Below are 21967 nucleotides of genomic sequence, written 5' to 3'. Positions count from 1 at the left end.
TGGGAGCCGCGTGTCCGTGCCGGAGCAGATTCAGAACATTGCCGACAATCTGAGGGCGTTCGGGCCGCGCCGGCTGGCAATGCTGGGCGGCATCGCAGCACTGGTGCTCGCGGTCATCGCTGTCGCCTCGATCTATCTCAACAGGCCGGCTTACGAGACCCTCTATGTCGGCCTCGAACGTGCCGACGTGAATCAGATCGGCCTGGTGCTCGGGGAAGCCGGCATCGGCTTCGACGTCGCTTCGGACGGGACGACGATCCTCGTCTCCGCCGGCAAGACGGCGCAGGCGCGCATGCTTCTCGCAGAAAAAGGCCTGCCGACCAGCGCCAACGCCGGCTACGAACTGTTCGACAATGTCGGCTCGCTCGGCCTCACCTCCTTCATGCAGCAGATCACCCGGGTTCGTGCCCTTGAAGGCGAGATCGCCCGCACCATCCAGTCCATCGCCGGCATCAAGGCAGCCCGCGTCCACATCGTTATGTCCGAACGCGCCAGCTTCCGTCGTGACGAACAGCAGCCGACCGCATCCGTTGTCATCAAGGCTTCTGAAACCGACGCACTCAAGAACGCCACATCGATCCGCCACCTCGTGGCGGCAGCGGTTCCCGGCCTGAACGCCGACAAGGTGACCGTGCTCGATTCGAGCGGCACGCTTCTGGCTGCCGGCGACGATCCGACCAACACCAGCGCCAGCCGTACGATGAATGTCGAGCGCACCGTCGAGATGCAGATCGAGGAAAACATCCGCCGCGCGCTGGCGCCCTACCTCGGACCGGAAAATTTCCGGGCGAGCGTCAGGGCCGACGTCAACACCGACCAGCGGCAGATCGAAGAGACCATTTTCGACCCGGAATCGCGCGTCGAACGCTCCGTCCAGGTTGTACGCTCCAACGAAAACGCCAGCCAGCGCAGCACAGCAGCACCCGCCACCGTCGAGCAGAACCTGCCCGACGCGCAGGTGGCGCCGGCAACTGGACCGGAATCCTCCGAACAGAACGAACGCAAGGAGGAGACCACCAATTATGAGGTGAATTCCAAGCGCATCGCCACCACCAGCAACGGCTATACGGTCGAAAAAATGTCGATCGCCGTCGTCGTCAACCAGCAACGGCTGGCCGCAATTCTTGGCAAGGACGCGACGCCGGAGCAGATCAACACCCGCATTGCCGATATCCAGAAGGTCGTCGCCTCGGCCACCGGTTTCACCGAGGCGCGCGGCGACGTCATCAACGTGTCGGCGGTCGAGTTCATCGACGGTCTCGACGGCGAAGCGATCGACGAACCGGGCATCTTCGACGCCGCCAGCCAGCACGTCGGCACCATGATCAATGCGCTGGCGTTCGTCGTGGTTGTCTTCCTCATGGCCTGGTTCGGGTTGCGCCCGCTGGCCGCCGCTCTCGGCAAACCAGCCGTCGCTCCGCCGAGCTTCGAAGACGTGCAGCGGTCGCTTCCGACACCCGAAGGGGCGGGTCCGGCAGCGGTCGGCGCCTTGCCGCAATCCAACCCGCTCGACGATCTCCGGCAGAAGATACGCCCTGCCCCGCAGGAGCGCCTTGCCCGCATGGTTGACCTCAACGAAGAGCGCACCGCGCACATCCTGCGCAAATGGGCAGCGGCGGAGGCAAGCTGATGCGCGCGCTTGCACTTTCCGACTTCCTGCCCGATTTCGCCGTACGTTCGCTTAATTCGCAAAATTCCGGCAAGGGTCCCGAACCGCTTGTCGATTTGCCCGAGCCGGCGGCAGCAGCGCCGGCTGCAGCGGACCTGAACACCCTGATCCGCGAAGAGGTCGCGAAGGCCGAGGTCGAGATAACCGGCCGCCTGTCGGCGATCTATGAGGCCACATTGCAGGCCGAGCGTGACAAACACGCCGCCGAGGTCGAGCGCCTTCAAGTCGAGTTCGGAAGCGAAATCGGCGCCAGGATTTCCGCGCAGCTCGATGACCTGGAAGCCTCTGTCGGCCTTGTCGCCACCTCACTCACCGGCCGCATCATCAGCAGCCTGCTGACCGAAGACATCCAGAAGCGCAGCCTCGAAAGCCTGCGCCGCTCGATCGTCGAAGCCTTGCGCGACAACGACACCGTCCGTATCCAGGCGCAGGGACCGCTTTCGCTGTTCGAACCGCTCAGCGCAGCCCTCGGCGAACGCGCCGGCAGCCTGCATTATGTCGAGGCCCCGGGCTTCGACCTCACGGTCAGCATCGACGGCAATCTGTTCGAGACGCGGCTCGCCGAATGGTCGACTGCGCTGGCCGGTGCGCTGTCATGAGCGTGCATGCGCCCGGCGAGGAAAGACACGAGATCGTCATCGTGCGCCGCCATCTCGGCGACCATGACGAAGACCATCATGGCGGTGTCTGGAAGATCGCCTTCGCCGACTTCATGACGGCGATGATGTGCTTCTTCCTGGTTATGTGGCTGATCAACGCGGCCAACGACCAGACCAAGGCATCGATCGCGAGCTACTTCAACCCGGTGAAGCTTGTCGACCGCTCGTCCGGAGGCAAAGGCCTCGACGATATGAGCGAAGGCCCCAATGCGCTTGGCGCGACGGCCGACACGCCGCAGGAAACGGACGGCAAGTCCGGTACGGAAGGCAAGGCCAACGCCGGCCCCGCCGACGCGCCCAATGCCACCGATCTTTCCGAAACGGAAATGCGCTCCGACGAACACCTTTTCGCCGACCCCTACGCCGTGCTGGCCGAGATCGCTTCCGACACCGGCACGCTTCAGAATGTTTCCAGCAAGGGAGACGGCGGCGCCCAGGATGCCGGCCCTGCTTCGGGTGCTTCCGGCGGCGAATCCTATCGCGATCCCTTTGCGCCCGACTTCTGGTCGCAACAGGTTGCTACGCCGCAGAATCCGACCGAAGACACTGTCTCCGTCGAGGAAGCCAGAGCCCAGGACACCATACCGGCGCCGGAAGTAAAGGCAGGTGACGCTCCCCAAGGCAAATCGCCGCTCGAAGACCTGAAAGCGGAAGTATCCGCGGCAACGCCGCCCGAGGAAGATTCGGTCAAGCCGGCGTCGGAGGAAAAGCCTGCCGATGCGGAGGCTGCCGATGCGAAACCGGCTGAACCCGATGCGGCTGCCGCCAAGGCCGCGGCCGACATCAAGCAGGAACTCGCCAAGGCCTTCGAGGCCGGCGACAAGGCCTATGACGGGATCTCGGTAACGCCGACCGAAAAGGGCGTCATCATCTCGGTGACCGATCAGCTCGATTTCGGCATGTTCGAGATCGGCTCCGCTGTGCCGCATCGCGAACTGGTGCTGGCAATGGAGAAGATCGGCAAGACGCTTGCCGGCAGGCCGGGCAAGATCACCATCAGCGGCCACACGGATGGCCGGCCATTTCAGAACAAAAACTACGACAACTGGCGGCTTTCCACGGCGCGTGCCCATTCCGCTTACTACATGCTCGTGCGGGGCGGGCTCGACGAGCAGCGGATCCGGGAAGTGGCCGGTTATGCCGATCGTCAGCTGAAAGTTAAAGAGGATCCGCTGGCCGCACCGAACCGGCGCATCGAGATCGTCCTGGAGACCGCTGAATGAGGACGCCGCTGCCCGCGGCGGCACTGTTCCTCGCAGTGGCGATGGCGACGCCCTCCCCACTTGGCGCGGCGGCGTTGGAGCCATATCAGATGGTGCGTTCGCTCCAGCTGGTTCAGGACCGCATCGCAGCCGGCGACCATGCCGCGTTGCCGATGCAGAACAAGCTGCTCGAAATGATCGACGCCAGGCTCCGAGAAGCCGGCAAGGATGATTTCACCGACAAACGCAACTTCCATGCGATGCTCGTCTACGCGATGAGCGGCGGCAATCCGGCCACCATCGAAGCCGTGCTGTTACGCCTCAAGCCCGAAAACACCGATGCCGCACTTGCCAATGGCATTCTCGACTATCTTCGCGGCAGGCAGGGCGAGGCGCGCTCCTCGCTTTCGCACATCGACCCGCTGACGGTGGCGCCCGAGCTTGGCGCCTTTCTCGCCCTCGTCAAGGCCACGATCACCACCACCGGCAATGCTGCGGCGGCCTCACGGCTGTTCGATCAGGCGCGCCTTCTCGGACCCGGCACGCTGGTTGAGGAAGCCGCGCTCAGGCGCTCGCTCAGCCTCGCCGCCAAGCTTGCAGATGCCGAGCGTTTTCTGCGTTCTGCCAGCCAGTACGTGCGCCGCTACCTGCGCTCTCCCTACGCCAGCCAGTTCGCCGATGCCTTCATCGAGGGCGTCATTAGTCTCCGCGCCACGATCGATCTGGAGAAGGTCGGCGACATCGTCGCCGGCATGGACCGCGACCAGCGGAAGTTCATCTATCTCAGGCTTGCCCGCCGCAGCGCCATCGACGGATTGACCGAACTGTCGGCATTCGCGTCTCGCGGCGCCGAACGGGTCGACGAGGAGGAAAAAGCCAGGCGCGATCCACGCGCCGAGCTCTATTCCAGCCTGGCGACCATGACGACCGCGACAGCCGGCGATGTCCTGGCGCAATTGCGGACCATCGATCGCGGTCGTCTTTCCGAAAACGACCGTCGCCTTCTCGAAGCGGCCGAAGCGGTCGCTGCCGAGATTACGGCGGTACCGGGTCGCCCCACATCGGACGCCGCGCAAGAAGCGGCGATCGCCGAGACCGTTGCCGGCGGTGCGGAACCCACGGCGGAACCTGCCGCCGCACCGACCCCGGAACCTGCCGCCGCACAAGCGCCAGCGACGCAGGCAGCAACCACCGAACCGGCGAACGCCGCTCCGCAGCCTGTCTCTCCCGCAACGGAGACGGTGGCAGCAGAGATAGATGCGCCGACCGCCGCCGCTGCTGCGACGGCCGGCGACGCTCGCAAGAAACTCGAGGCGGTCGACAAACTTCTCGGAGGATTGCCGCAATGACCAGCGCCGTGATGCAGGCAGGTTTCGCGCCCGGGCCGGCGCCGCAAGGCAGGATGCCTTCCGGCAAGGAGAAAGACGCCGCCGGCAGCGCGTTCGACGATGCCATGCGGTCCGGTGCAAAAGATCAGGGGCAGACCGGCCAGCCCTCAGCCGGCCAGAAGCCGGACGGCTCGAGTGGGCGATTGAGGCCCGCACTCCACACGCTCGGCCAGACTTGGCAGTCCTCCGCAGATGCAGGCGCGGAAACCGTTGCCGAGGGCGACGAACCGGCAAATTGGCGGATCGACAGCCGTGCCGAGCGGAAGGCACTGGAAGACGCCACGGAAGTGTTACCCGGAGACGCCGACGATGCGCAGGACGGCGAGGATGGAAACTCCGAGGCCGGCCCGTTACCGGCGATCGCGCTGCTCCTCGAAACGGTACTTCGTGGCGGCGATCCCACAGCCCGGCAAGCCGCCGAAAATACCGGCGGCACGCTGAGCGTTGCGGAGGCGCTGGCGGCGGCAAGCGGCGCTGGCGCGTCGCTGAAGAGTGTGAAAAACGGTGCCGCCGGTACCGAGCCATCAGAGGCCATGGGATTTGAAAATGCCCTGACGACGGACGCCAGGGGCGGCGGCGAAGCGGCGAAAGCAGGCAACCGGATTGCGTCGGGAGCTGCCGAACTGCCATCGCAACCGGGCGCTTCCGCGCCTGAACCGGACCAGCAGGACCGCGGCCGGCAGATCGATCGCGCCTCTCCTGATCAGCCTGCAATGCCGAGGGAGGCGCAACGCGAAGCGACGCAGCCCGAACCATCGGGCGCCAGTGCGAAAGCCACCGTCGTCGGCATGCAAAGCATGCCGGCGCCAGCGGTAAACGCCACCACGGCAGCGTTCCTGGAAGCGATTTCCGCCGATGCAGTCTGGAAACCGCAGGGCGCCGAAGCGGCCTTGAATCTTTCTTCGCAGGCCCGCCCGCAGCCGGGCGCCGTCCACAGCCTGAAAATTCAACTGCACCCGGCTGAATTGGGTATGGTCACCGCCGACCTGCGCTTCACAGGCGAACAACTCTCGGTTGAGCTGAAGGTCGAGAGTGCCGAGGCTTATCATCGGCTGAGCAGCGACTCCGAGACCATCGTAAAGGCCTTCCGGGCGCTCGGCTACGAGATCGATCGGGTCATGATCCAGCAACCCCACAACACCAGCCAGGCTGCCCGTGCCGACAATGTCGACGCAAATTCTGGCGCTCCGGGGCGCGATCCCCAGTCGACATTTTCGGGCAACGCAGGCGACGACGGGACACGTTCTGGCGGCCGGGGATACAATGCGCAAGGAGGAAGCGATGGGCGGCATGCCGAAGGCAGCGGCGCGACGGCTCAGGACCGGTCTTCTCGCGGCCTCTATATCTAGTATCCTGACGACGGCGGCGCAGGCTGTGCCGAACGCCTGCGAGCCCGAAATACTGGCCGCCGCAGACCGCTACGGCTTGCCGGTCGGCATTCTGTATGCGGTCGGGCTGACGGAAACCGGAAAGAAAGGCAGCCTGCAACCTAACGCATTGAATATAGACGGAAAAGCTTTGTTCCCGACATCCCGCCAGCAAGCTGTCGAGGCCTTCCGGCAGGCCCGGGAAAACGGTGCGAAATTCATCGACCTCGGCTGCATGCAGATCAATCACCGCTTCCATTCCGAGCATTTCCGCAGCGTCCAGGACATGCTCGACCCGCACCGAAATGTAGATTACGCGGCGCGCTTCCTGGTGCAGCTGAAACGGAAGCACAACACCTGGTCGATGGCGGTGGCGCGTTATCATGCGGGACCCGACAACGACCCCGCACAAAAGCGTTACGTCTGCCGCGTCATCGCCAACATGGTGGCCACCGGGTTCGGCAACTGGACCCCGAACGCCCGCGATTTCTGCAACCCGTAAAAACGCATTCGGAGGGCCGCCTACCCTGCCTCGAATCCCGACTGCCAGCACCCCGAGGCTTGGAACCGCCGCAACCATTGCGATTCGAGACTCCCAAGAAAACAGCTACAAGAAATGACGGTTTTTCAGGATTCGCCACAAAGGTTACCTCTGCGTTTACCATAACTTGCAGCTGATTCGGAGGGCGGGCCGATGATAGTAATCGTCGACGAGCGGGAGCTCGTCAAAGAGGGCTATTATTCACTTTTTGATCGAGAGGGCGTCGCAAGCGCCGGCTTTGGTTCGACGGAATTCGGCGAGTGGGTCACCACCGTCGCGGACGAGGATCTGAAGTCCGTACGTGCTTTCCTCATCGGCGAATGTTCGACCGACATCGTCTCGCCGCACAAGATCCGCGACCGCACCAAGGCGCCGGTCATCGCCCTCAGCGAACAGCACTCGCTGGAGAACACGCTGAAGCTGTTCGAATCCGGCGTCGACGATGTCATCCGCAAGCCCGTTCACATCCGGGAAATCCTGGCGCGCATCTCGGCGATCAGCCGCCGCGCCAAGGAAGAGGCGAATTTCGTTCAGATCGGCGCCATGCGCATCTTCATGGACGGCCGCGATCCGGAAATCGACGGGCAGCCGTTGCCCTTGCCGCGCCGCGAGCGCCGCATCCTCGAATACCTGGCAAACAACAGCGGCCGCCGCGTCACCAAGACCCAGGTCTTCAACGCGATCTATGGCATCTTCGACGACGAGGTCGAGGAGAATGTCGTGGAGAGCCACATCTCCAAGCTGCGCAAGAAGCTGCGCGAGAAAATCGGCTTCGACCCGATCGACTCCAAGAGGTTCCTCGGCTACCGGCTGATCATCTGATGGGCAGTCCTGGCGGAAGCGGCGAAGCGGCCCCTCCGTTGCAACCCGCGCCCCATCGCGATGCGATGCGGGCGCAAACAAGACGGGAAGCCAGCTTCGCGCAAGTCAAAAGCTCTATCCTCATGACCAACGGCAAGTGGCCTGGGGAGAATATTCGATGAGCTTGTATGGAATGATGCGCACCGGCGTGTCCGGCATGAACGCGCAGGCCAACCGTCTGTCGACGACAGCCGACAACATCGCCAACTCGGGCACCACGGGCTACAAGCGCGCCAGCACCGAATTCTCGTCCATGGTCATCCCGAGCTCGACCGGCAATTACACCTCCGGCGGCGTCAAGACCAACGTACGCTACGCGATCACCAATCAGGGCGATCTGAAATACACCACCTCGGCCAGTGACCTTGCCATCGACGGCGAGGGTTTCTTCGTCGTCCAGGACGCCAGCGGTTCGCCGGTTCTCACCCGCGCCGGCTCCTTCGTTCCCGACAGCCAGGGCCGCCTCGTCAACTCGGCCGGCTTCTATCTGATGGGGTACAGTTTCGCCAATGGCGACCCGAGCGCCGTCGCAAACGGTTTTGGCGGCCTTGAGGCCGTAAAGATTTCGCAGAGCGAACTGGTCGCGACACCCTCCAGAAACGGCATTTTCACCGCGAACCTCCCGCTCGACGCCACTGTCGTCGCCGCGGCAAACCTTCCATCGGCGAACGCGGCGACCGCCGCCTATTCCGCAAAATCCTCGCTGGTCACCTACGACAATCTCGGCAAGGAAGTGATCCTCGACGTCTACTTCACCAAGACGGCGGCCAACACCTGGGAAGTAGCGGTTTACAACAAGGCCCAGGCCGGCTCGCCCAACGCCTTCCCCTACAGCGGTCCGGCGCTAACGACACAGACCCTCAACTTCGATGCCACCACGGGCAAGCTGACCGCGGCCACGCCACTGTCGATCGCCATTCCAGGCGGCGCCACCCTCAGCCTCGACATCAGCAAGACCACGCAGCTGGGAACCAGCTACACGGTGCTCAAGGGCGAGGTCGACGGCAACGCGCCGAGCGGCATAGAGAAGGTGGAAATCGGCTCCGACGGCACCATCTACGCGCAATACCAGAACGGCGCATTCAAGGCGCTCTACCGCATCCCGATCGCCACGGTCCAAAGCCCGGACCAGCTGGCCGTGCTGCCGGGCAACGTCTTCACGCAGAGCGCCGATTCCGGCGATGTCCGCATCGGCTTCGCCAACGAAGGCGGCATGGGCGCCGTGATCTCCGGGGCGCTGGAGAACTCCAACGCCGACATCGCCGAAGAACTGACCAACATGATCGAGTCGCAGCGTACTTACACCGCCAATTCCAAGGTGTTCCAGACCGGTGCCGACCTGATGGACGTCCTCGTCAACCTGAAGAGATAAACCCGGCAAGCTGAAAAGCGTCAGCCTAAGAAAGCAAAGCATGTCGCTGACATCCGCCCTGAACATCGCGCAAACGGCGCTCAAGAACACGTCGCGGCAGACGACCGTCGTCTCCCGCAACATCGCAGACGCCTCCAACCCCGACTATACGAGGCGCACGGCGGTTCTCTCCAGTTCGGCGCCTGGCGCTCGTGTGGTCGACATCCAGCGTGCGGCCAACGAACAGCTGTTCCGCCAGAACCTTTCCGCGCTCTCGTCGTGGGAAGGTCAGAGTGCGCTGCTCGACGGACTGGAGTCGCTGAAGACGTCCGTCAACGGGGTGGACAACGCATCCTCGCCGGCGATGCTAATCGGCAAGCTGCAGGAGGCGCTGGACCTTTATGCCGCAACGCCCTCCAACCGCACGCTTGCCGAAAACGCCGCGGAAGCCGCCCGCCAGGTCGTGCGGGCGCTCAACGACGCGAGCGAATCCGTTCAGCTGTTCCGCACCACAGCCGACCAGGACATCGCCCAATCGGTCGACGATCTGAACACGTTGCTTGCCGATTTCCATGACGTGAACACCAAGGTGGTGTCCGGCACGCGTGCCGGCCGCGACGTTCTGGATCTGGTCGACAAGCGCGAAGCCTTGTTGAAGCAGATCTCCGAAAAGCTTCCGGTCACCACGATGACACGGGCCGATTCCGACATGGTCATCATGACCAGGGACGGCACGATGCTTTTCGAGACGACGCCACGCGCCGTCACCTTCGAGCCCTCCACCAGCTATGCCGCGGGAGGGGTCGGCAACGCTGTCTATGTCGATGGCGTCAAGCTCACGGGCGGGAGCGGCGGCAACACCGACGCTTCCGGCAGGCTCGCCGGTCTGATCCAGTTGCGCGACAGCGTCGCGCCGACCATGCAGAGCCAGCTCGACGAAATCGCACGCGGCCTGATCACCGCCTTCGCCGAAGTCGACAAGGCTGGCGTCCTGCCGAACCAGACGGGCCTCTTCACCTGGTCAGGCGCGCCTGCTATTCCGCCTGCTGGAACATTGGTCGACGGACTGGCGGGATTGATCAAGATCAACGCCGCCTTCGATTCCAGGCAGGGTGGTAACCCCGAACTCATCCGCGACGGCGGCGCCAATGGCGTCGCCTACAGATGGAACACCGGGACACCCCCCTCCGCATCCTTCTCCGAGCTCCTGATTGCAATCGGCGATCGGCTCGATACGCCCATGACGTTCGACCCCGATGCTGGGAATGGAACGAGCGCGACACTCGGCGCCTATTCGACCAACTCGATCAACTGGTTCGAAGGCATGCGCCGGGATGCCTCCCGCGCCGCCGATACCAAGAGTGCGATGGCGGTGTATACCGCCGAGGCACTGTCCAACAGCACCGGCGTCAACATGGACAACGAACTGTCGCTGATGCTCGACCTCGAAAATTCCTACCAGGCGTCGGCACGGATGCTCAAAGCCGTCGACGACATGTTGTCGGCACTTTTCGCAGCGGTGAGGTAGCGCGATGAAAGCTTCCTTCGTTTCCTCTGTCTCGATATCCAACGCGATGCGCTACCAGGTGTCGCGCATGCAGTCCGAACTCGTGAAGGCCCAGAAGGAGTCTTCCTCGGACAGGGTCGCTGACGCCGGCCTTTCGCTGGGCGCCCGCACCGGTCAATTGGTCTCCATCGAACGCGATCTCGAACGCCTGGATGGCATCGTCAAGTCCAACGATCTGGCCAAGGTGCGGCTGTCGGCAACCCAGACCTCATTCGGGCAGCTCGCCACCACGGCGCGGACTCTGCTCACCACGCTGATGGCAAGCTCCACCGGCAACCCGGACTCATCCGTCGTGCTGTCCGACGCCAAGAATGCCTTGAGCGCCATGACCTCGGTGCTCAACACCACGGTCAATGGCCAGTATATTTTCGCCGGCATCAACACCGACGTCAAACCGCTGAACGATTTCAACGCGCCGGGTTCCCCCAGCAAGGCTGCGTTGGACGCCGCGTTCCAGTCCTTCTTCGGCTTCACCCAGACGGACGCCCAGGCGGCCAACATCACCACCGCCCAGATGGACAACTTCCTGACCACCGCCATTGAACCGATGTTCATGGGCGCCGGATGGAAAACCAGCTGGTCGAACGCCTCTGACCAGAAAATCGTCAGCCGCATCGCGCTCAACGAAACCGCCGAAACGTCCGTCAGCGCCAACAATGACGGCGTGCGCCGGCTTGCGATGGCATCCGCAACGATCAGCGGTCTCTTCACGGCCCAGATGTCCGCCGACGCCAAGAAGGCGATCATCGACCGCCAGGTTGGTCAGGTCGGTCAGGCCATTGGCAACATCAGTACGGAACAGGCCCTCATGGGCTTTACCGAGAATCGGGTCAAGAGCGCCACCGACCGCCTCACCATGCAGAAGGACCTGCTGGACCGGAGCGTGCTGGATATGGTCGGCATCGACCCTTACGAGGTCGCCAACCGGATCACGACGCTGGTCGGGCAGATCGACAAATCCTACGCGCTCACCGCCCGCATACAGCAACTCAGCCTGCTCAAATACCTGTAGCGCCAACCAGCGGAATCGACATGTACCAATTCTCCTATTCCGATATCCAGACAGACTCGGTTGCCGACGCCAAGGATCGCGAGCGGCAATTGCTGACCCGCTCCATCGACCTTTTGATCGCCGCGCGCGACGTCGGCCCGATGTCCATGCAGGCAATCGAAGCAGTCTACTTCATGAACAAGGTGTGGACCGCCTTTATCGACGACCTCGGCAGCGCCGACAACGAGTTGCCGACCGAACTGCGCGCCAACCTGATCTCGATCGGCCTCTGGCTTTTGCGTGAAGGCGAAGAGGTCAGGACCGGGAATTCCACGAATTTCGAGGGGCTGATCGAAGTCTCGCAGATCATCCGCGATGGGATTCAATGAAAAACACGCTGAAGATCTCGCTCAAGCCGAACGAGAAAATCTACGTCAACGGCGCGGTTATCAGGACCGACCGCAAGGTAACCCTCGAATTCCTGAATGACGTGCAGTTCCTGCTCGAAAACCACGTGCTGCAGCCCGAGGACGCATCGACTCCGCTTAGGCAGCTCTACTTCATCGTGCAGGTGATGCTGATGAGCCCGGGAGATGCCGCGCCCGCGCGCGATATGTTCCGCAAGTCGCTGCCGCTTCTACTGGCAAGCTTCGAGGACGAAGTTATTCGCGCGGCCCTAAAGGATATCGACCGGCAGGTCGGCGAAAACCATGTCTTCGAGGCGTTGAAGGCGATCCGTGCGCTCTACGGTCGCGAAGCCAGCGCCATGAATTCGCCGGCCGGCGCGTATGTGAAACCGAATCCGATCGCAATGGAGGAGAATTTCCGATGAGCGTGTCCGGTATCTCATACGACAAGCCCTTGCCCAACGGCGTCAAGGCTTCAGACCAGAAAGCCAAGACGACCGTCGATTACGATTCGTTCCTCAAGCTGCTCGTCGCGCAGATGAAGAACCAGGATCCGACTTCCCCGATGGAATCGACCGATTACGTGGCACAGCTTGCAACGTTCTCGCAGGTCGAACAATCGGTCCAGGTCAATTCAAAGCTCGACCAGATGCTGCAGGCATCTGCTCTCCAGCAGGCCGACGCGCTGATCGGCCGCCACGTCACCTCCGCCGACGGCCAGACCTCGGGCAAGGTCACCGAGGTGAAGCTCAAGGCCGACGGCATCGTCGCCATCCTTGAAGGCGGCAAGGAATTGCCCATCACGCCGGGCGTGGTGATCAAGCCCGCAGCCGCATGAACGAGGCCGACGCCCTCGACATCGTCCAGTTTGCCATCTGGACGGTCCTGACCGCGTCAGGGCCGGCCGTGGCGGCCGCCATGCTCGTCGGCATCGCCATCGCGCTCGTCCAGGCGCTTACCCAAATCCAGGAAATCACCCTCACCTTCGTGCCGAAGATCGTCGCGATTCTGCTCGTCGTCGCCTTCACCGGGCCCTTCATGGGCGGCCAGATCTCTGCCTTCACCAACGTCATCTTCGAGCGCATCGAAACCGGGTTCTAACTATGAGCCGGGCAGCGGCACCGGCACCCTCTCCCGCTGACTTCTCTCCAGCCCCGCCATCCAGCAAGGAGTGCGCTGACGCGCCATTAACAGGACCGGCGGGCTTCCAGGAGCGCCTGGCGCAGTACCTCGAATATGCGGGGGTCGAGCGTTTGTGAGACGTTGAACCGCATGTAGTTCGTCGCAGATTGCGACGGACTGAATGCATTTCCCGGCGCCAGCACGACATTTTTTGCGAGGGCGGCACGCGCGACCTCGGCGGCATCGACGCCGTCCGGCAGACGGCACCACAAAAGCATGCCCGACTGCGGCTCGATCCAGGGCACGATGCCCAGGGTCTTCAATCGGCCGGTGACATCGAACATGGCGCGAGAGAGGCGGCTGCGCAAACCGTCCATGTGCTTGCGGTAACCGCCGTCGCTGAGCACGTTGAGGACCAGTTCGGCGTTCAGCCGACCGCCGCCGAACGACGTGGCGATCTTCAGATCGATCAGGTTGTCAATCCATTCCCGGCGCGCTGCCACGAACCCGCAGCGCGCCGAGGCGGACAGGGTCTTCGAAAAGCTGCCAATATGGATGACGCGGTCAAGCCCGTCGAACGCCGCAAGCCGCGGTGCCGGAGTGTGTTCGAAGTCGGCGAAAATGTCGTCCTCGACGATAGTCAGGGCGAACTGCTCGGCGAGCTTCAGCACCCGATGCGCGACAACCGGGGACAAGGTGGCGCCGGTCGGATTGTGGATTGCGGAATTGGTGATGTAGAGCCGTGGCCGGTGCGCGGCGAGCGCCTGCCCGAGCAATTCGACGTCCGGGCCGGAGGGCGTGTAGGGCACGCTGACGATTTTCGCGCGATGCGCCCTGAGCAGCGCCTGGAAGTTGAAGTAGCAGGGATCGTCGACCAGCACCGTGTCGCCGGCTTCGAGCAGGAAGCGGCATAACAGGTCGATCGCCTGCGTTCCGGATTCGGTGAGCATAACCTGATCCGGCGAGGCCTCGATGCCACGCTCGGCCATGCGACGGGTAATCAGTTGGCGCAGCCGCGGCAAGCCCAGCGGAGAGCCGTAGTCCGCAAGGGCCGGTCCGGCCGCGCGCGAAAGCTTCCGCAACGCCCGTCGGATACCATCCTCGGGCAGCCAGGATGGCGGCAGCCATCCGCAACCCGGCTTGAGGTCGCCGTCGCCCGCTTCCAATGATTGCCGCGAAACCCAGAAAGGATCGACGGCGCGGTCGAGTTTCGGGCCGATGTCAGCGAGTGACAGGGGCGCCGCCTGGCTGGCGACATAAAAACCCGAGCCGGGCCGGGAAAAGATCGTGCCTTCCGCAACCAGGCGCTCATAGGCCTCGACCACCGTCGAGGCAGACACTTTCAACGTACCGGCCAACCCGCGGATCGACGGCAGCTTCGAGCCGGGCGTCAGGCTGCGTCCGGCGATACGCTGCCGGATCGTCGCCATGACCATCGCGACTCGGGTGCTTTCCGCCAACGGATTGTCCATCTGTACTGCACTTTGCGCCATAACAGTTTGTGCTAACCGTATCGATTTGTCACTGGCAACGCCAGCGCCAGCAACGGATAGCAGCAAGACAATCGAAGGAGTGCGGAATGGACCGAATGGCAGCCGGATGGATCAACGGTTTCATTGGCGTGGTGATCTTCAGCGGTTCGCTTCCCGCCACCCGCGTGGCGGTGATGCAGTTCGACCCGGTTTTCCTGACCGTCGCCCGCGCCGCCATTGCCGGCGTCCTTGCGCTCGGCCTGCTCATCGCCTTCAAGGAGAAGCGCCCCGCCAGCCGGGAACTCGCCTCCCTGGCGGTCGTTTCGCTGGGCGTCGTGGTCGGCTTTCCGCTGTTGACGGCGCTGGCCCTGCAGTATGTCACATCGGCGCACTCCATCGTGTTTGTCGGGCTCCTCCCGCTGGCCACGGCGATTTTCGGCGTGATCCGCGGCGGCGAGCGACCGAGACCGGCATTCTGGATGTTCTCGGTGCTCGGTAGCGCGCTGGTGGCGGGCTTTGCCCTGTCGCAAGGGCTTGCGGCTTCACCTGAAGGCGATGCGCTGATGCTCGCCGCCATCGTTGCTTGCGGGCTGGGTTATGCCGAAGGCGCGAAACTCTCCCGCACACTCGGCGGCTGGCAAGTGATCTCCTGGGCCCTGGTGCTGTCGCTGCCGGTCATGATGGTTCTGGCCTTTCTCTTTATGCCGCCGACCTTCACCGGCATCGAGGCGCCCACCTGGATCAGCCTTGCCTACGTCTCGCTCTTCAGCATGTTGATCGGCTTCGTTTTCTGGTATCGCGGCCTGGCACAGGGCGGTATTGCGGCGGTGGGCCAACTGCAGCTTCTGCAACCGTTCTTTGGCCTGGCGCTGGCTGCCACCTTGCTGCACGAACCGGTGACCTGGCTGATGCTGGCGGTGACATTCGCAGTCATCCTGTGCGTGGCCGGTGCGCGGAAGTTCGCCAGATAGCATTGGCAAGGACGATCCAGCCGAGCTTGGGAATGCCTGGTTCGGCCTGAACGCATTCCGCTCTAGAAAGCTTCGCCTCATCCTCGCACAAGCTTGGCTGATTATGCTCGCCGGGCCGGGGTGCGAATTCTCGCTCCGGTCTTGATAAGGCAGGGCATCGATGGCGATTACGGAAAGCATAGGCGCGATCAAGACCGAAAAGCACGGCCGCGACGTGGGCTTCGCGATCGGCATCCTGGTTATCCTGGCGGTGCTCTTCCTGCCGATACCGTCGTTCCTCATCGACATCGGCCTCGCCTTCTCGATCGCGCTTTCGGTGCTCATCCTGATGGTGGCGCTGTGGATCCAGCGGCCACTGGATTTCTCGTCCTTCCCCACCGTGCTCTTGATCGCCACCATGTTGCGCCTGTCGCTCAACATCGCGACGACCCGGGTGATCCTCTCCCACGGCAATGAAGGAACCAATGCCGCGGGTTATGTGATCGGCGGCTTCTCGCAGCTGGTCATGAGCGGCGATTTCGTCATCGGCCTGATCGTCTTCTTCATCCTCATCATCGTCAATTTCATTGTCATCACCAAGGGCGCGACGCGTATCGCCGAGGTCGGCGCGCGCTTCACCCTGGACGCTATCCCCGGCAAGCAGATGTCGATCGATGCCGATCTTTCGGCCGGCATGATCGACGACAAGACGGCGCAGCTCCGGCGCCGCGAGCTCGAGGAAGAAAGCTCTTTCTTCGGCTCGATGGACGGCGCCTCGAAATTCGTTCGCGGCGACGCCATCGCCGGCCTCATGATCACCGCGATCAACATCATCGGCGGCATCATCATCGGCTATTTCCGCCACGGCATGAGCATGGCGGAAGCCTCCGACGTGTTCATCAAGCTTTCCGTCGGCGACGGCCTGGTCACCCAGATCCCCGCGCTCATCGTGTCCCTCGCCGCCGGCCTGCTCGTCTCCAAAGGCGGCACCCGCGGTTCCGCCGATCAGGCCGTGTTCGGCCAGCTCGGCGCCTATCCCCGCGCGCTGTACGTGGCGGCCCTGCTGCTGCTGGTGCTGTCGCTGATGCCAGGCCTGCCGATGCTGCCTTTTCTCAGCCTGGCGCTGCTGATGGCCGCCGCCGGTTACATCATCCCGATGCGCCACAACCGCTCGCTCGCCGCCGCCGAACAGGCCGAGAAGCAGAAGCAGGACTCGAAGGAGGAAGAGGAGAAGAACTCCGTCAAGGCGTCGCTGAAAACCGCCGAAATCGAACTCCTGGTTGGCAAGCAGCTCTCCACCAGGCTGATCGTCTCGCATCAGGAATTGGCGTTCCGGATGGGCAAGATGCGCAAGAAGTTTGCCACCCAATACGGTTTCGTGGTTCCCGAAATCCGCCTCACCGACGACTTCAACATCCCCGGCAAGAATTACCAGATCAAGGTGCACAGCACCGTCGTCGCCGAGCACCAGATGCGCATCGGCGAGGTCATGGTACTGCTCGGCAACCGCGCCGCACCGGACATTCCGGGCGAGGAGGTGCGCGAGCCCGCCTTCGGCATGCGCGCCTTCTCGGTGCCGGAAATGTTCACCGAGGACCTGAAGCGCGACCAGTTCGCCTTTGCCGACAACATGTCGGTGCTTCTGACGCACCTCTCCGAAGTCATCCGCAACAACCTGCCCCAGCTTCTGTCCTACAAGGACATGAAGGCGCTGCTGGAGCGGCAGGACCCCGAATACCGCAAGCTCGCCGACGAGATCTGTACATCGCACATCTCCTATCCCGGCCTGCAGGCTGTGCTGAAGCTGCTGCTGGCGGAGCGCGTATCGATCCGCAACCTGCACCTCATCATCGAAGCGATCGCCGAGATCGCGCCGCATGTCCGCCGCACCGAGCAGATCGTCGAACATGTGCGCATCCGCATGGCGCAACAGATCTGCGGCGATCTCTCCGACGGCGGCGTACTCAAGGTGCTAAGGCTCGGCAACCGCTGGGACCTCGCCTTCCACCAGAGCCTGAAACGCGACGCCAAGGGCGAGATCCGCGAGTTCGACATCGATCCCCGCCTGTTGGAAGAATTCGGGCAGGAAGCCACCAAGGCGATCCGCTCCCATCTCGACGCCGGCGAGCGTTTCGTGCTGGTGACCGCGCCCGACGCGCGCCCCTATGTGCGCATGATCATCGAGCGGCTGTTCACCACGCTGCCGGTTCTCAGCCATGTCGAAATCGCCAAGGGCGTCGAAATCCGCGTGCTGGGCAATATCTCGTGACGGCAGTCGCCGAAAGCATGGTGCTTGCGGCGTTCGTAGCCTTCTGCCGCATCGGCGGGTGCTTTCTGCTGATGCCGGGCATCGCCAGTGTCCGCGTGCCTATACAGGTCCGGCTTTTCGTCGCGGTCGCGGCGACCGGCGCGCTGCTGATCCATATGTGGGACCAGATCGTTCCTTTCGTCAGCAAGCAGCCGGGCGTGCTTTTGCCGATGATCGTCTCCGAGGTGATGATCGGCGGACTGATCGGCCTGATTACCCGCGTCTACATCCTGGCGCTCCAGTTTGCCGGCGCGGCAATCGCCATGATGATCGGTTACGGCGGCATGGCCGGACCGGGCATCGAGGAACCCGAACCGCAGGCGCCGCTCGCAGCGATCATTTCGTTCGCCGCATTGCTTCTGCTTTTTGTGTTCGACTTCCACCACGAGGTCGTGAAGGCGCTGGTCGAATCCTACCGCGTCGCGCCGGTCAACGTCTTCTTCAACCCGCAATCGGCGCTGGTCGACCTGACCGACACCTTGTCCGAATCCTTCATGGTGATGATCCGCCTCGGCAGCCCGTTCATTGCCTATGGTCTGCTCGTCAACGTGACCATCGGCTTCATCAACAAGCTGACGCCGCAGATACCGGTCTATTTCATCTCGCTGCCCTTCGTCATCGCCGGCGGTCTGGTCATGCTTTATTTCGCCATCGCTACGCTGCTCAGCCTGTTCGCCGATGGTTTCATCCCGGTTACGATTGGAAGGTAGGCCATGACCTCGCGCAGGGATCGCCTGAAGAAATTGGTGAAGGTCCAGGAGCAGTTGAAGGCCTTCCACGAGACCCGTCATGCAGGTTTTCTGGCTGCAGCCTCTGCGGCTGAAACCGAAGCGCAGGATCTTGCCAAAAGCTTTGACGCCGAAGACTCTTATTCCGCGCTTTTTCCCGAACTCTACAACCGGCGCATCGCCAGCGCGCTGACCCGCAAGGATACCAGCCTCGAAAGCGCGCGCGGCGAGGCCGGGCGCGTCGCCACCGCGACCGCACGCACCAACATGGTCGAGCGGGCCTATCGCGAGGTGCTGCGCATGGACGAACGCGACCAGGCTGACCGCGAACGGCTGGAATTGATCCAGCGCAAGACGTCCGAAGCCAAGTAAGGCTGCCACAAGTTTGGCGAGCGATAATAGCCGGCAAGAATAAGACAGGAAACGTTCGTGGCGATCTCTCCACCCAGCGACATTGTTCTCGATGTTGCCCGGGCCATCGAGCCGGCAAACATCGACGCGGCGCGCGCCCGGCTGGCGCAGCGAAGCGGCGCCGCCGCTGTCGTGGACAACGCCTTTTCGATAAGCGACATGAGGAATGCATCGGCACCTGAAGCGAAGGCCACACCGGAAACCTTCGTCAAGTTCGAGGCGATGGTGCTGCAGCAGTTCATTCAATCGATGCTGCCAAAGGATGCCGGAGCGGTTTACGGAAACGGCATGGCCGGTGACATGTGGCAGTCCCTGCTCTCCCAACAACTGGGCGACGCAGTGGCCAAACGGGGCGGCATCGGCATCGCCGACAGCATCCTGCGCGATCACTATTTCGAAGGCGAAACCAAGGTGGCGCTGAGCGGTGTTTCGGCCGGTCCGGAGAAGGCCGAGATCGATCGTCAGAGCATGCTTTCGACAGCTCTCGTTCAGGAAATGCAGCGCAAACTCACGAAATCCCTTGCCGAAGATGCATCGGCAAGCCTCAAACCTTAGGCCAGGAGCAGCATGTCCGACTTTCCCCTGATCAACCCGCAGACGCCCGCACGTGCTTCCACCAATGAGGTCGCCGCGACTGCCGCCATGCCGGCTTCGCTGGCGGCGATCCTTGGCCGCATCGAGGAGGCTGTGGACGAAGAGACGGCGTTGATCAACACCGACAGCAATTTCGACCTCAAGGCCTCGAATGCGCGCAAGGGCCGCTATCTCTACGAACTGACCAGGGTCATGAAAGGCATCGGCGAGACGGTCGTGCTGAGCGACCAGCATCGCGGCGATTTCGTCCGCCTGCGCCAGAAGCTGGAATCCAACGAAGCCGCGATCCTCGCCCGGCTCAACGCGGTCAACGAGGTGGCTACCCTGCTGCAGAATGCAATCCAGCATTCGGAGGCCGACGGCACCTACTCGGCCGGTGAGTTCGGCGTCGCCGGATGATCAAGTTCGTCGTCGCCGCGATCTGGATCTGCGTCGTCACCATCGGCGCCATGGTCTATTCGTTCCAGTCGTCGGCGGCGAAGCCCGAGCCGGGTCAGGAGCGCGCCTTTTTCGGCGGGCTGGATTATGTGAAGACCGAAGTGTTCTCGGTGCCGGTGCTGCAGTCGGGCGCCATCAACGGCTATTTCATCGGCCGCTTCGTTTACACGGTCGAAAGCGAAAAGCTGAACAAGCTGTCGATCCCGGCCGAGTCGCTGATCGTCGACGAGGTATATTCCTATCTGTTTTCCCACCCGGAGATCGACTTCACCAGGACCGCGAAGGTCGATGTCGACGCTCTCAGGAACGGCATCAGGGACAGCATCAACAAGCGCGTTGGCGACACGCTTGTCCATGAGGTGCTGATCGAGCAGATCGACTATCTGTCCAAGGCTGACATCCGCAACAACACGATCCGCCAGCGCAACACCGCCGAAAGAGCGCGAGGCAAGCCGCTGGACGCGCCGGCGCCGAAACACTGAGGCCAGAGCATCGGACCGAAAAGTGCGAAGCGGTTTTCGGAAAAATCCGATGCTGAAACAAATGGATAGAGCAGCGAAGGCGGTTCCTGTTTAGCGTTCGCTGCTCTATTCGGCCTCGCTGCCGCCGCGCTTGTTGCTGGTGCCGGGCAGCGTGCCTTCCAACTTGCAGATGATGCCGAGCATGATCTCGTCGGCACCGCCGCCGATCGACACCAGGCGCGTGTCGCGATAGGCGCGGCTGACCGGGTTGTCGTAGGAAAATCCCATCCCGCCCCAATATTGCAGGCAGGCATCGCTGAGTTCGCGCGCCAGCCGCCCGGCTTTCAGCTTGGCCATCGAAGCAAGCCGGGTGACGTCGGCGCCGTCGACATAACGTTCGACCGCCGACCAGGTAAGCGCCCGCAGCGCCTCGACCTCGGTCCTCAGTTCCGCCAGCCGAAAATGCACGACCTGATTGTCCAGCACAGGTTTGCCGAAAGCGCCGCGTTGACCCGTATAGTCGATCGTCAGGTCGATCAGCCGGTCAAACCCCTTCAGCGAGCTCGCCGCGGCATAGAGGCGTTCCTCCTGGAACTGCATCATCTGCATAGTGAAGCCCATGCCCTCCTCGCCGATGACATTCTTCCGCGGCACCCGCACCTCGTCGAAGAAGAGTTGCGCCGTATCGGAAGAATTCATGCCGATCTTCCTGATCTTCTGCCGCGTGATCCCCCTGGCGTCCATCGGCACCGCGATCAGCGACTTGTTCTGGTGAACCGCACCTTCCGACGTGTTGGCAAGCAGGCAGCACCAGTCGGCCTGCATGCCGTTGGTGATCCACATCTTGGTTCCGGAGATGACGTAGTCGTCGCCGTCCTTGCGCGCCGCGGTCCTGACCGCCGCGACATCCGAGCCGCCGCCTGGTTCCGAAACGCCAAGGCAGCTCACGGCGTCGCCCGCGATGGACGGCGCCAGGAAATTGCGCTTCACATGGTCGGAACCGAAGCGGTTCAAAGCCGGCGTCGACATGTCGGTGTGGACCCCGATCGCCATCGGCACGCCGCCACAATGGACGCCGCCCAACTCTTCCGCCATCACCATCGAATAGGAAAAGTCCAGTCCGAGCCCGCCATAGCGGGGATCGTATTTGATGCCGAGCAGGCCGAGATCTCCAAGCTTCTTGAACACATCGTGGGCGGGGAACTGTTCGGCCTCTTCCCAGCCGTCGACATACGGGTTGAGTTCGGTCTCGACGAACTTGGCGACGGTCTTGCGAAGCTGCTCGTGTTCGGACGTGAATTGCATGTCCATCCTCGCGAGCGTCTTAAAGACGCCATTTCACATTTGACGTAAACGTCAATCCAAAGCTATATGCCGATAGTGTCGCCAGCCGGCAGCGATTTTGGCCTTGGAATTCGGCCAGGATGAAAACTTTGGCGCGGTCGGCCGCACGACAAACACCGGGACGAGGAGCATTTGC

23 protein-coding genes are annotated in these 21967 nt (G+C 62.8%); 21 read left to right on the top strand and 2 right to left on the bottom strand.

What is annotated here, in order from left to right; all coding sequences use genetic code 11:
• Window positions 1–16 precede the first annotated feature (16 nt).
• The 14 genes from fliF (at window position 17) to fliQ (ending at window position 13104) form a co-directional block, all read left to right on the top strand.
• Window positions 17–1630 carry a flagellar basal-body MS-ring/collar protein FliF gene (gene fliF / locus F3H98_RS22530; protein ID WP_149762580.1) on the top strand — a complete coding sequence of 538 codons (1614 nt, stop codon included), beginning with the start codon at window positions 17–19 and terminating at the stop codon, window positions 1628–1630.
• Window positions 1630–2268 carry a hypothetical protein gene (locus F3H98_RS22525; protein ID WP_149762579.1) on the top strand — a complete coding sequence of 213 codons (639 nt, stop codon included), beginning with the start codon at window positions 1630–1632 and terminating at the stop codon, window positions 2266–2268. The genes fliF and F3H98_RS22525 overlap by 1 nt, the downstream gene beginning before the upstream one ends.
• Window positions 2265–3551 carry a MotB family protein gene (locus tag F3H98_RS22520; RefSeq protein WP_244621848.1) on the top strand — a complete coding sequence of 429 codons (1287 nt, stop codon included), beginning with the start codon at window positions 2265–2267 and terminating at the stop codon, window positions 3549–3551. Before F3H98_RS22525 ends, F3H98_RS22520 begins: the two co-directional genes overlap by 4 nt.
• Entirely contained in the window at window positions 3548–4879 is a 1332-nt protein-coding gene (locus F3H98_RS22515; protein WP_149762577.1) for a chemotaxis protein MotC, read from the top strand. Before F3H98_RS22520 ends, F3H98_RS22515 begins: the two co-directional genes overlap by 4 nt.
• Window positions 4876–6267, top strand: a complete 1392-nt coding sequence (fliK, locus tag F3H98_RS22510) for a flagellar hook-length control protein FliK (RefSeq protein WP_244621847.1) — start codon at window positions 4876–4878, stop codon at window positions 6265–6267. The genes F3H98_RS22515 and fliK overlap by 4 nt, the downstream gene beginning before the upstream one ends.
• Entirely contained in the window at window positions 6200–6787 is a 588-nt protein-coding gene (locus tag F3H98_RS22505) for a transglycosylase SLT domain-containing protein (protein WP_425294865.1), read from the top strand. Before fliK ends, F3H98_RS22505 begins: the two co-directional genes overlap by 68 nt.
• Before the next feature lie 192 nt (window positions 6788–6979).
• Window positions 6980–7648 (top strand): response regulator transcription factor, encoded by a 669-nt coding sequence (locus tag F3H98_RS22500; protein WP_149762576.1) that lies wholly within the window; start codon window positions 6980–6982, stop codon window positions 7646–7648.
• Window positions 7649–7805: 157 nt separating this feature from the next.
• Window positions 7806–9059, top strand: coding sequence for a flagellar hook protein FlgE (locus tag F3H98_RS22495; protein ID WP_149762575.1), 1254 nt, complete (start codon window positions 7806–7808; stop codon window positions 9057–9059).
• A gap of 40 nt (window positions 9060–9099) precedes the next feature.
• Window positions 9100–10566 (top strand): flagellar hook-associated protein FlgK, encoded by a 1467-nt coding sequence (gene flgK / locus F3H98_RS22490; protein WP_149762574.1) that lies wholly within the window; start codon window positions 9100–9102, stop codon window positions 10564–10566.
• Between the two features lie 4 nt (window positions 10567–10570).
• Window positions 10571–11617: a flagellar hook-associated family protein gene (locus tag F3H98_RS22485; protein ID WP_149762573.1), complete on the top strand. Its 1047-nt coding sequence runs from the start codon at window positions 10571–10573 to the stop codon at window positions 11615–11617.
• 20 nt (window positions 11618–11637) lie between these two features.
• Entirely contained in the window at window positions 11638–11985 is a 348-nt protein-coding gene (gene flaF, locus F3H98_RS22480) for a flagellar biosynthesis regulator FlaF (RefSeq protein ID WP_149762572.1), read from the top strand.
• Window positions 11982–12428 (top strand): flagellar biosynthesis repressor FlbT, encoded by a 447-nt coding sequence (gene flbT, locus F3H98_RS22475; protein WP_149762571.1) that lies wholly within the window; start codon window positions 11982–11984, stop codon window positions 12426–12428. The genes flaF and flbT overlap by 4 nt, the downstream gene beginning before the upstream one ends.
• A complete protein-coding gene (gene flgD / locus F3H98_RS22470; RefSeq protein ID WP_149762570.1) occupies window positions 12425–12841 on the top strand; it encodes a flagellar hook assembly protein FlgD in 417 nt (138 codons plus the stop codon). Before flbT ends, flgD begins: the two co-directional genes overlap by 4 nt.
• Window positions 12838–13104, top strand: coding sequence for a flagellar biosynthesis protein FliQ (gene fliQ, locus F3H98_RS22465; protein WP_149762569.1), 267 nt, complete (start codon window positions 12838–12840; stop codon window positions 13102–13104). The genes flgD and fliQ overlap by 4 nt, the downstream gene beginning before the upstream one ends.
• A gap of 86 nt (window positions 13105–13190) precedes the next feature.
• On the opposite strand, the gene F3H98_RS22460 is transcribed toward fliQ, so the two are convergent.
• A complete protein-coding gene (locus F3H98_RS22460) occupies window positions 13191–14618 on the bottom strand; it encodes an aminotransferase-like domain-containing protein (protein WP_149762568.1) in 1428 nt (475 codons plus the stop codon).
• Between the two features lie 86 nt (window positions 14619–14704).
• On the opposite strand from F3H98_RS22460, the gene F3H98_RS22455 reads away from it, so the two are divergent.
• The 7 genes from F3H98_RS22455 to F3H98_RS22425 all read left to right on the top strand — a co-directional run bounded on the left by F3H98_RS22455 (window position 14705) and on the right by F3H98_RS22425 (window position 20508).
• Entirely contained in the window at window positions 14705–15568 is an 864-nt protein-coding gene (locus tag F3H98_RS22455; RefSeq protein WP_149762567.1) for a DMT family transporter, read from the top strand.
• 160 nt (window positions 15569–15728) lie between these two features.
• A complete protein-coding gene (gene flhA / locus F3H98_RS22450; RefSeq protein WP_149762566.1) occupies window positions 15729–17816 on the top strand; it encodes a flagellar biosynthesis protein FlhA in 2088 nt (695 codons plus the stop codon).
• A gap of 17 nt (window positions 17817–17833) precedes the next feature.
• Window positions 17834–18565 carry a flagellar biosynthetic protein FliR gene (fliR, locus tag F3H98_RS22445; protein ID WP_188130525.1) on the top strand — a complete coding sequence of 244 codons (732 nt, stop codon included), beginning with the start codon at window positions 17834–17836 and terminating at the stop codon, window positions 18563–18565.
• Window positions 18566–18568: 3 nt separating this feature from the next.
• Window positions 18569–18955, top strand: a complete 387-nt coding sequence (locus F3H98_RS22440; RefSeq protein WP_149762564.1) for a hypothetical protein — start codon at window positions 18569–18571, stop codon at window positions 18953–18955.
• A 57-nt stretch (window positions 18956–19012) separates the two neighbouring features.
• Complete coding sequence (locus tag F3H98_RS22435; protein ID WP_149762563.1) at window positions 19013–19549, top strand: rod-binding protein; 537 nt, start codon at window positions 19013–19015, stop codon at window positions 19547–19549.
• 12 nt (window positions 19550–19561) lie between these two features.
• Window positions 19562–19987, top strand: a complete 426-nt coding sequence (locus F3H98_RS22430; RefSeq protein WP_149762562.1) for a hypothetical protein — start codon at window positions 19562–19564, stop codon at window positions 19985–19987.
• Window positions 19984–20508, top strand: a complete 525-nt coding sequence (locus F3H98_RS22425) for a hypothetical protein (RefSeq protein ID WP_149762561.1) — start codon at window positions 19984–19986, stop codon at window positions 20506–20508. The genes F3H98_RS22430 and F3H98_RS22425 overlap by 4 nt, the downstream gene beginning before the upstream one ends.
• Before the next feature lie 105 nt (window positions 20509–20613).
• Here the strand turns inward: F3H98_RS22425 and F3H98_RS22420 are convergent, their stop codons facing one another.
• A complete protein-coding gene (locus F3H98_RS22420) occupies window positions 20614–21792 on the bottom strand; it encodes an acyl-CoA dehydrogenase family protein (RefSeq protein WP_149762560.1) in 1179 nt (392 codons plus the stop codon).
• Between the last annotated feature and the right edge of the window lie 175 nt (window positions 21793–21967).

The organism is Neomesorhizobium albiziae (genome assembly GCF_900114255.1).
GTDB lineage: Bacteria > Pseudomonadota > Alphaproteobacteria > Rhizobiales > Rhizobiaceae > Neomesorhizobium > Neomesorhizobium albiziae.
Note: the sequence above shows the minus strand (reverse complement) of the source record. Positions and strands in the feature narration are given on the sequence as shown.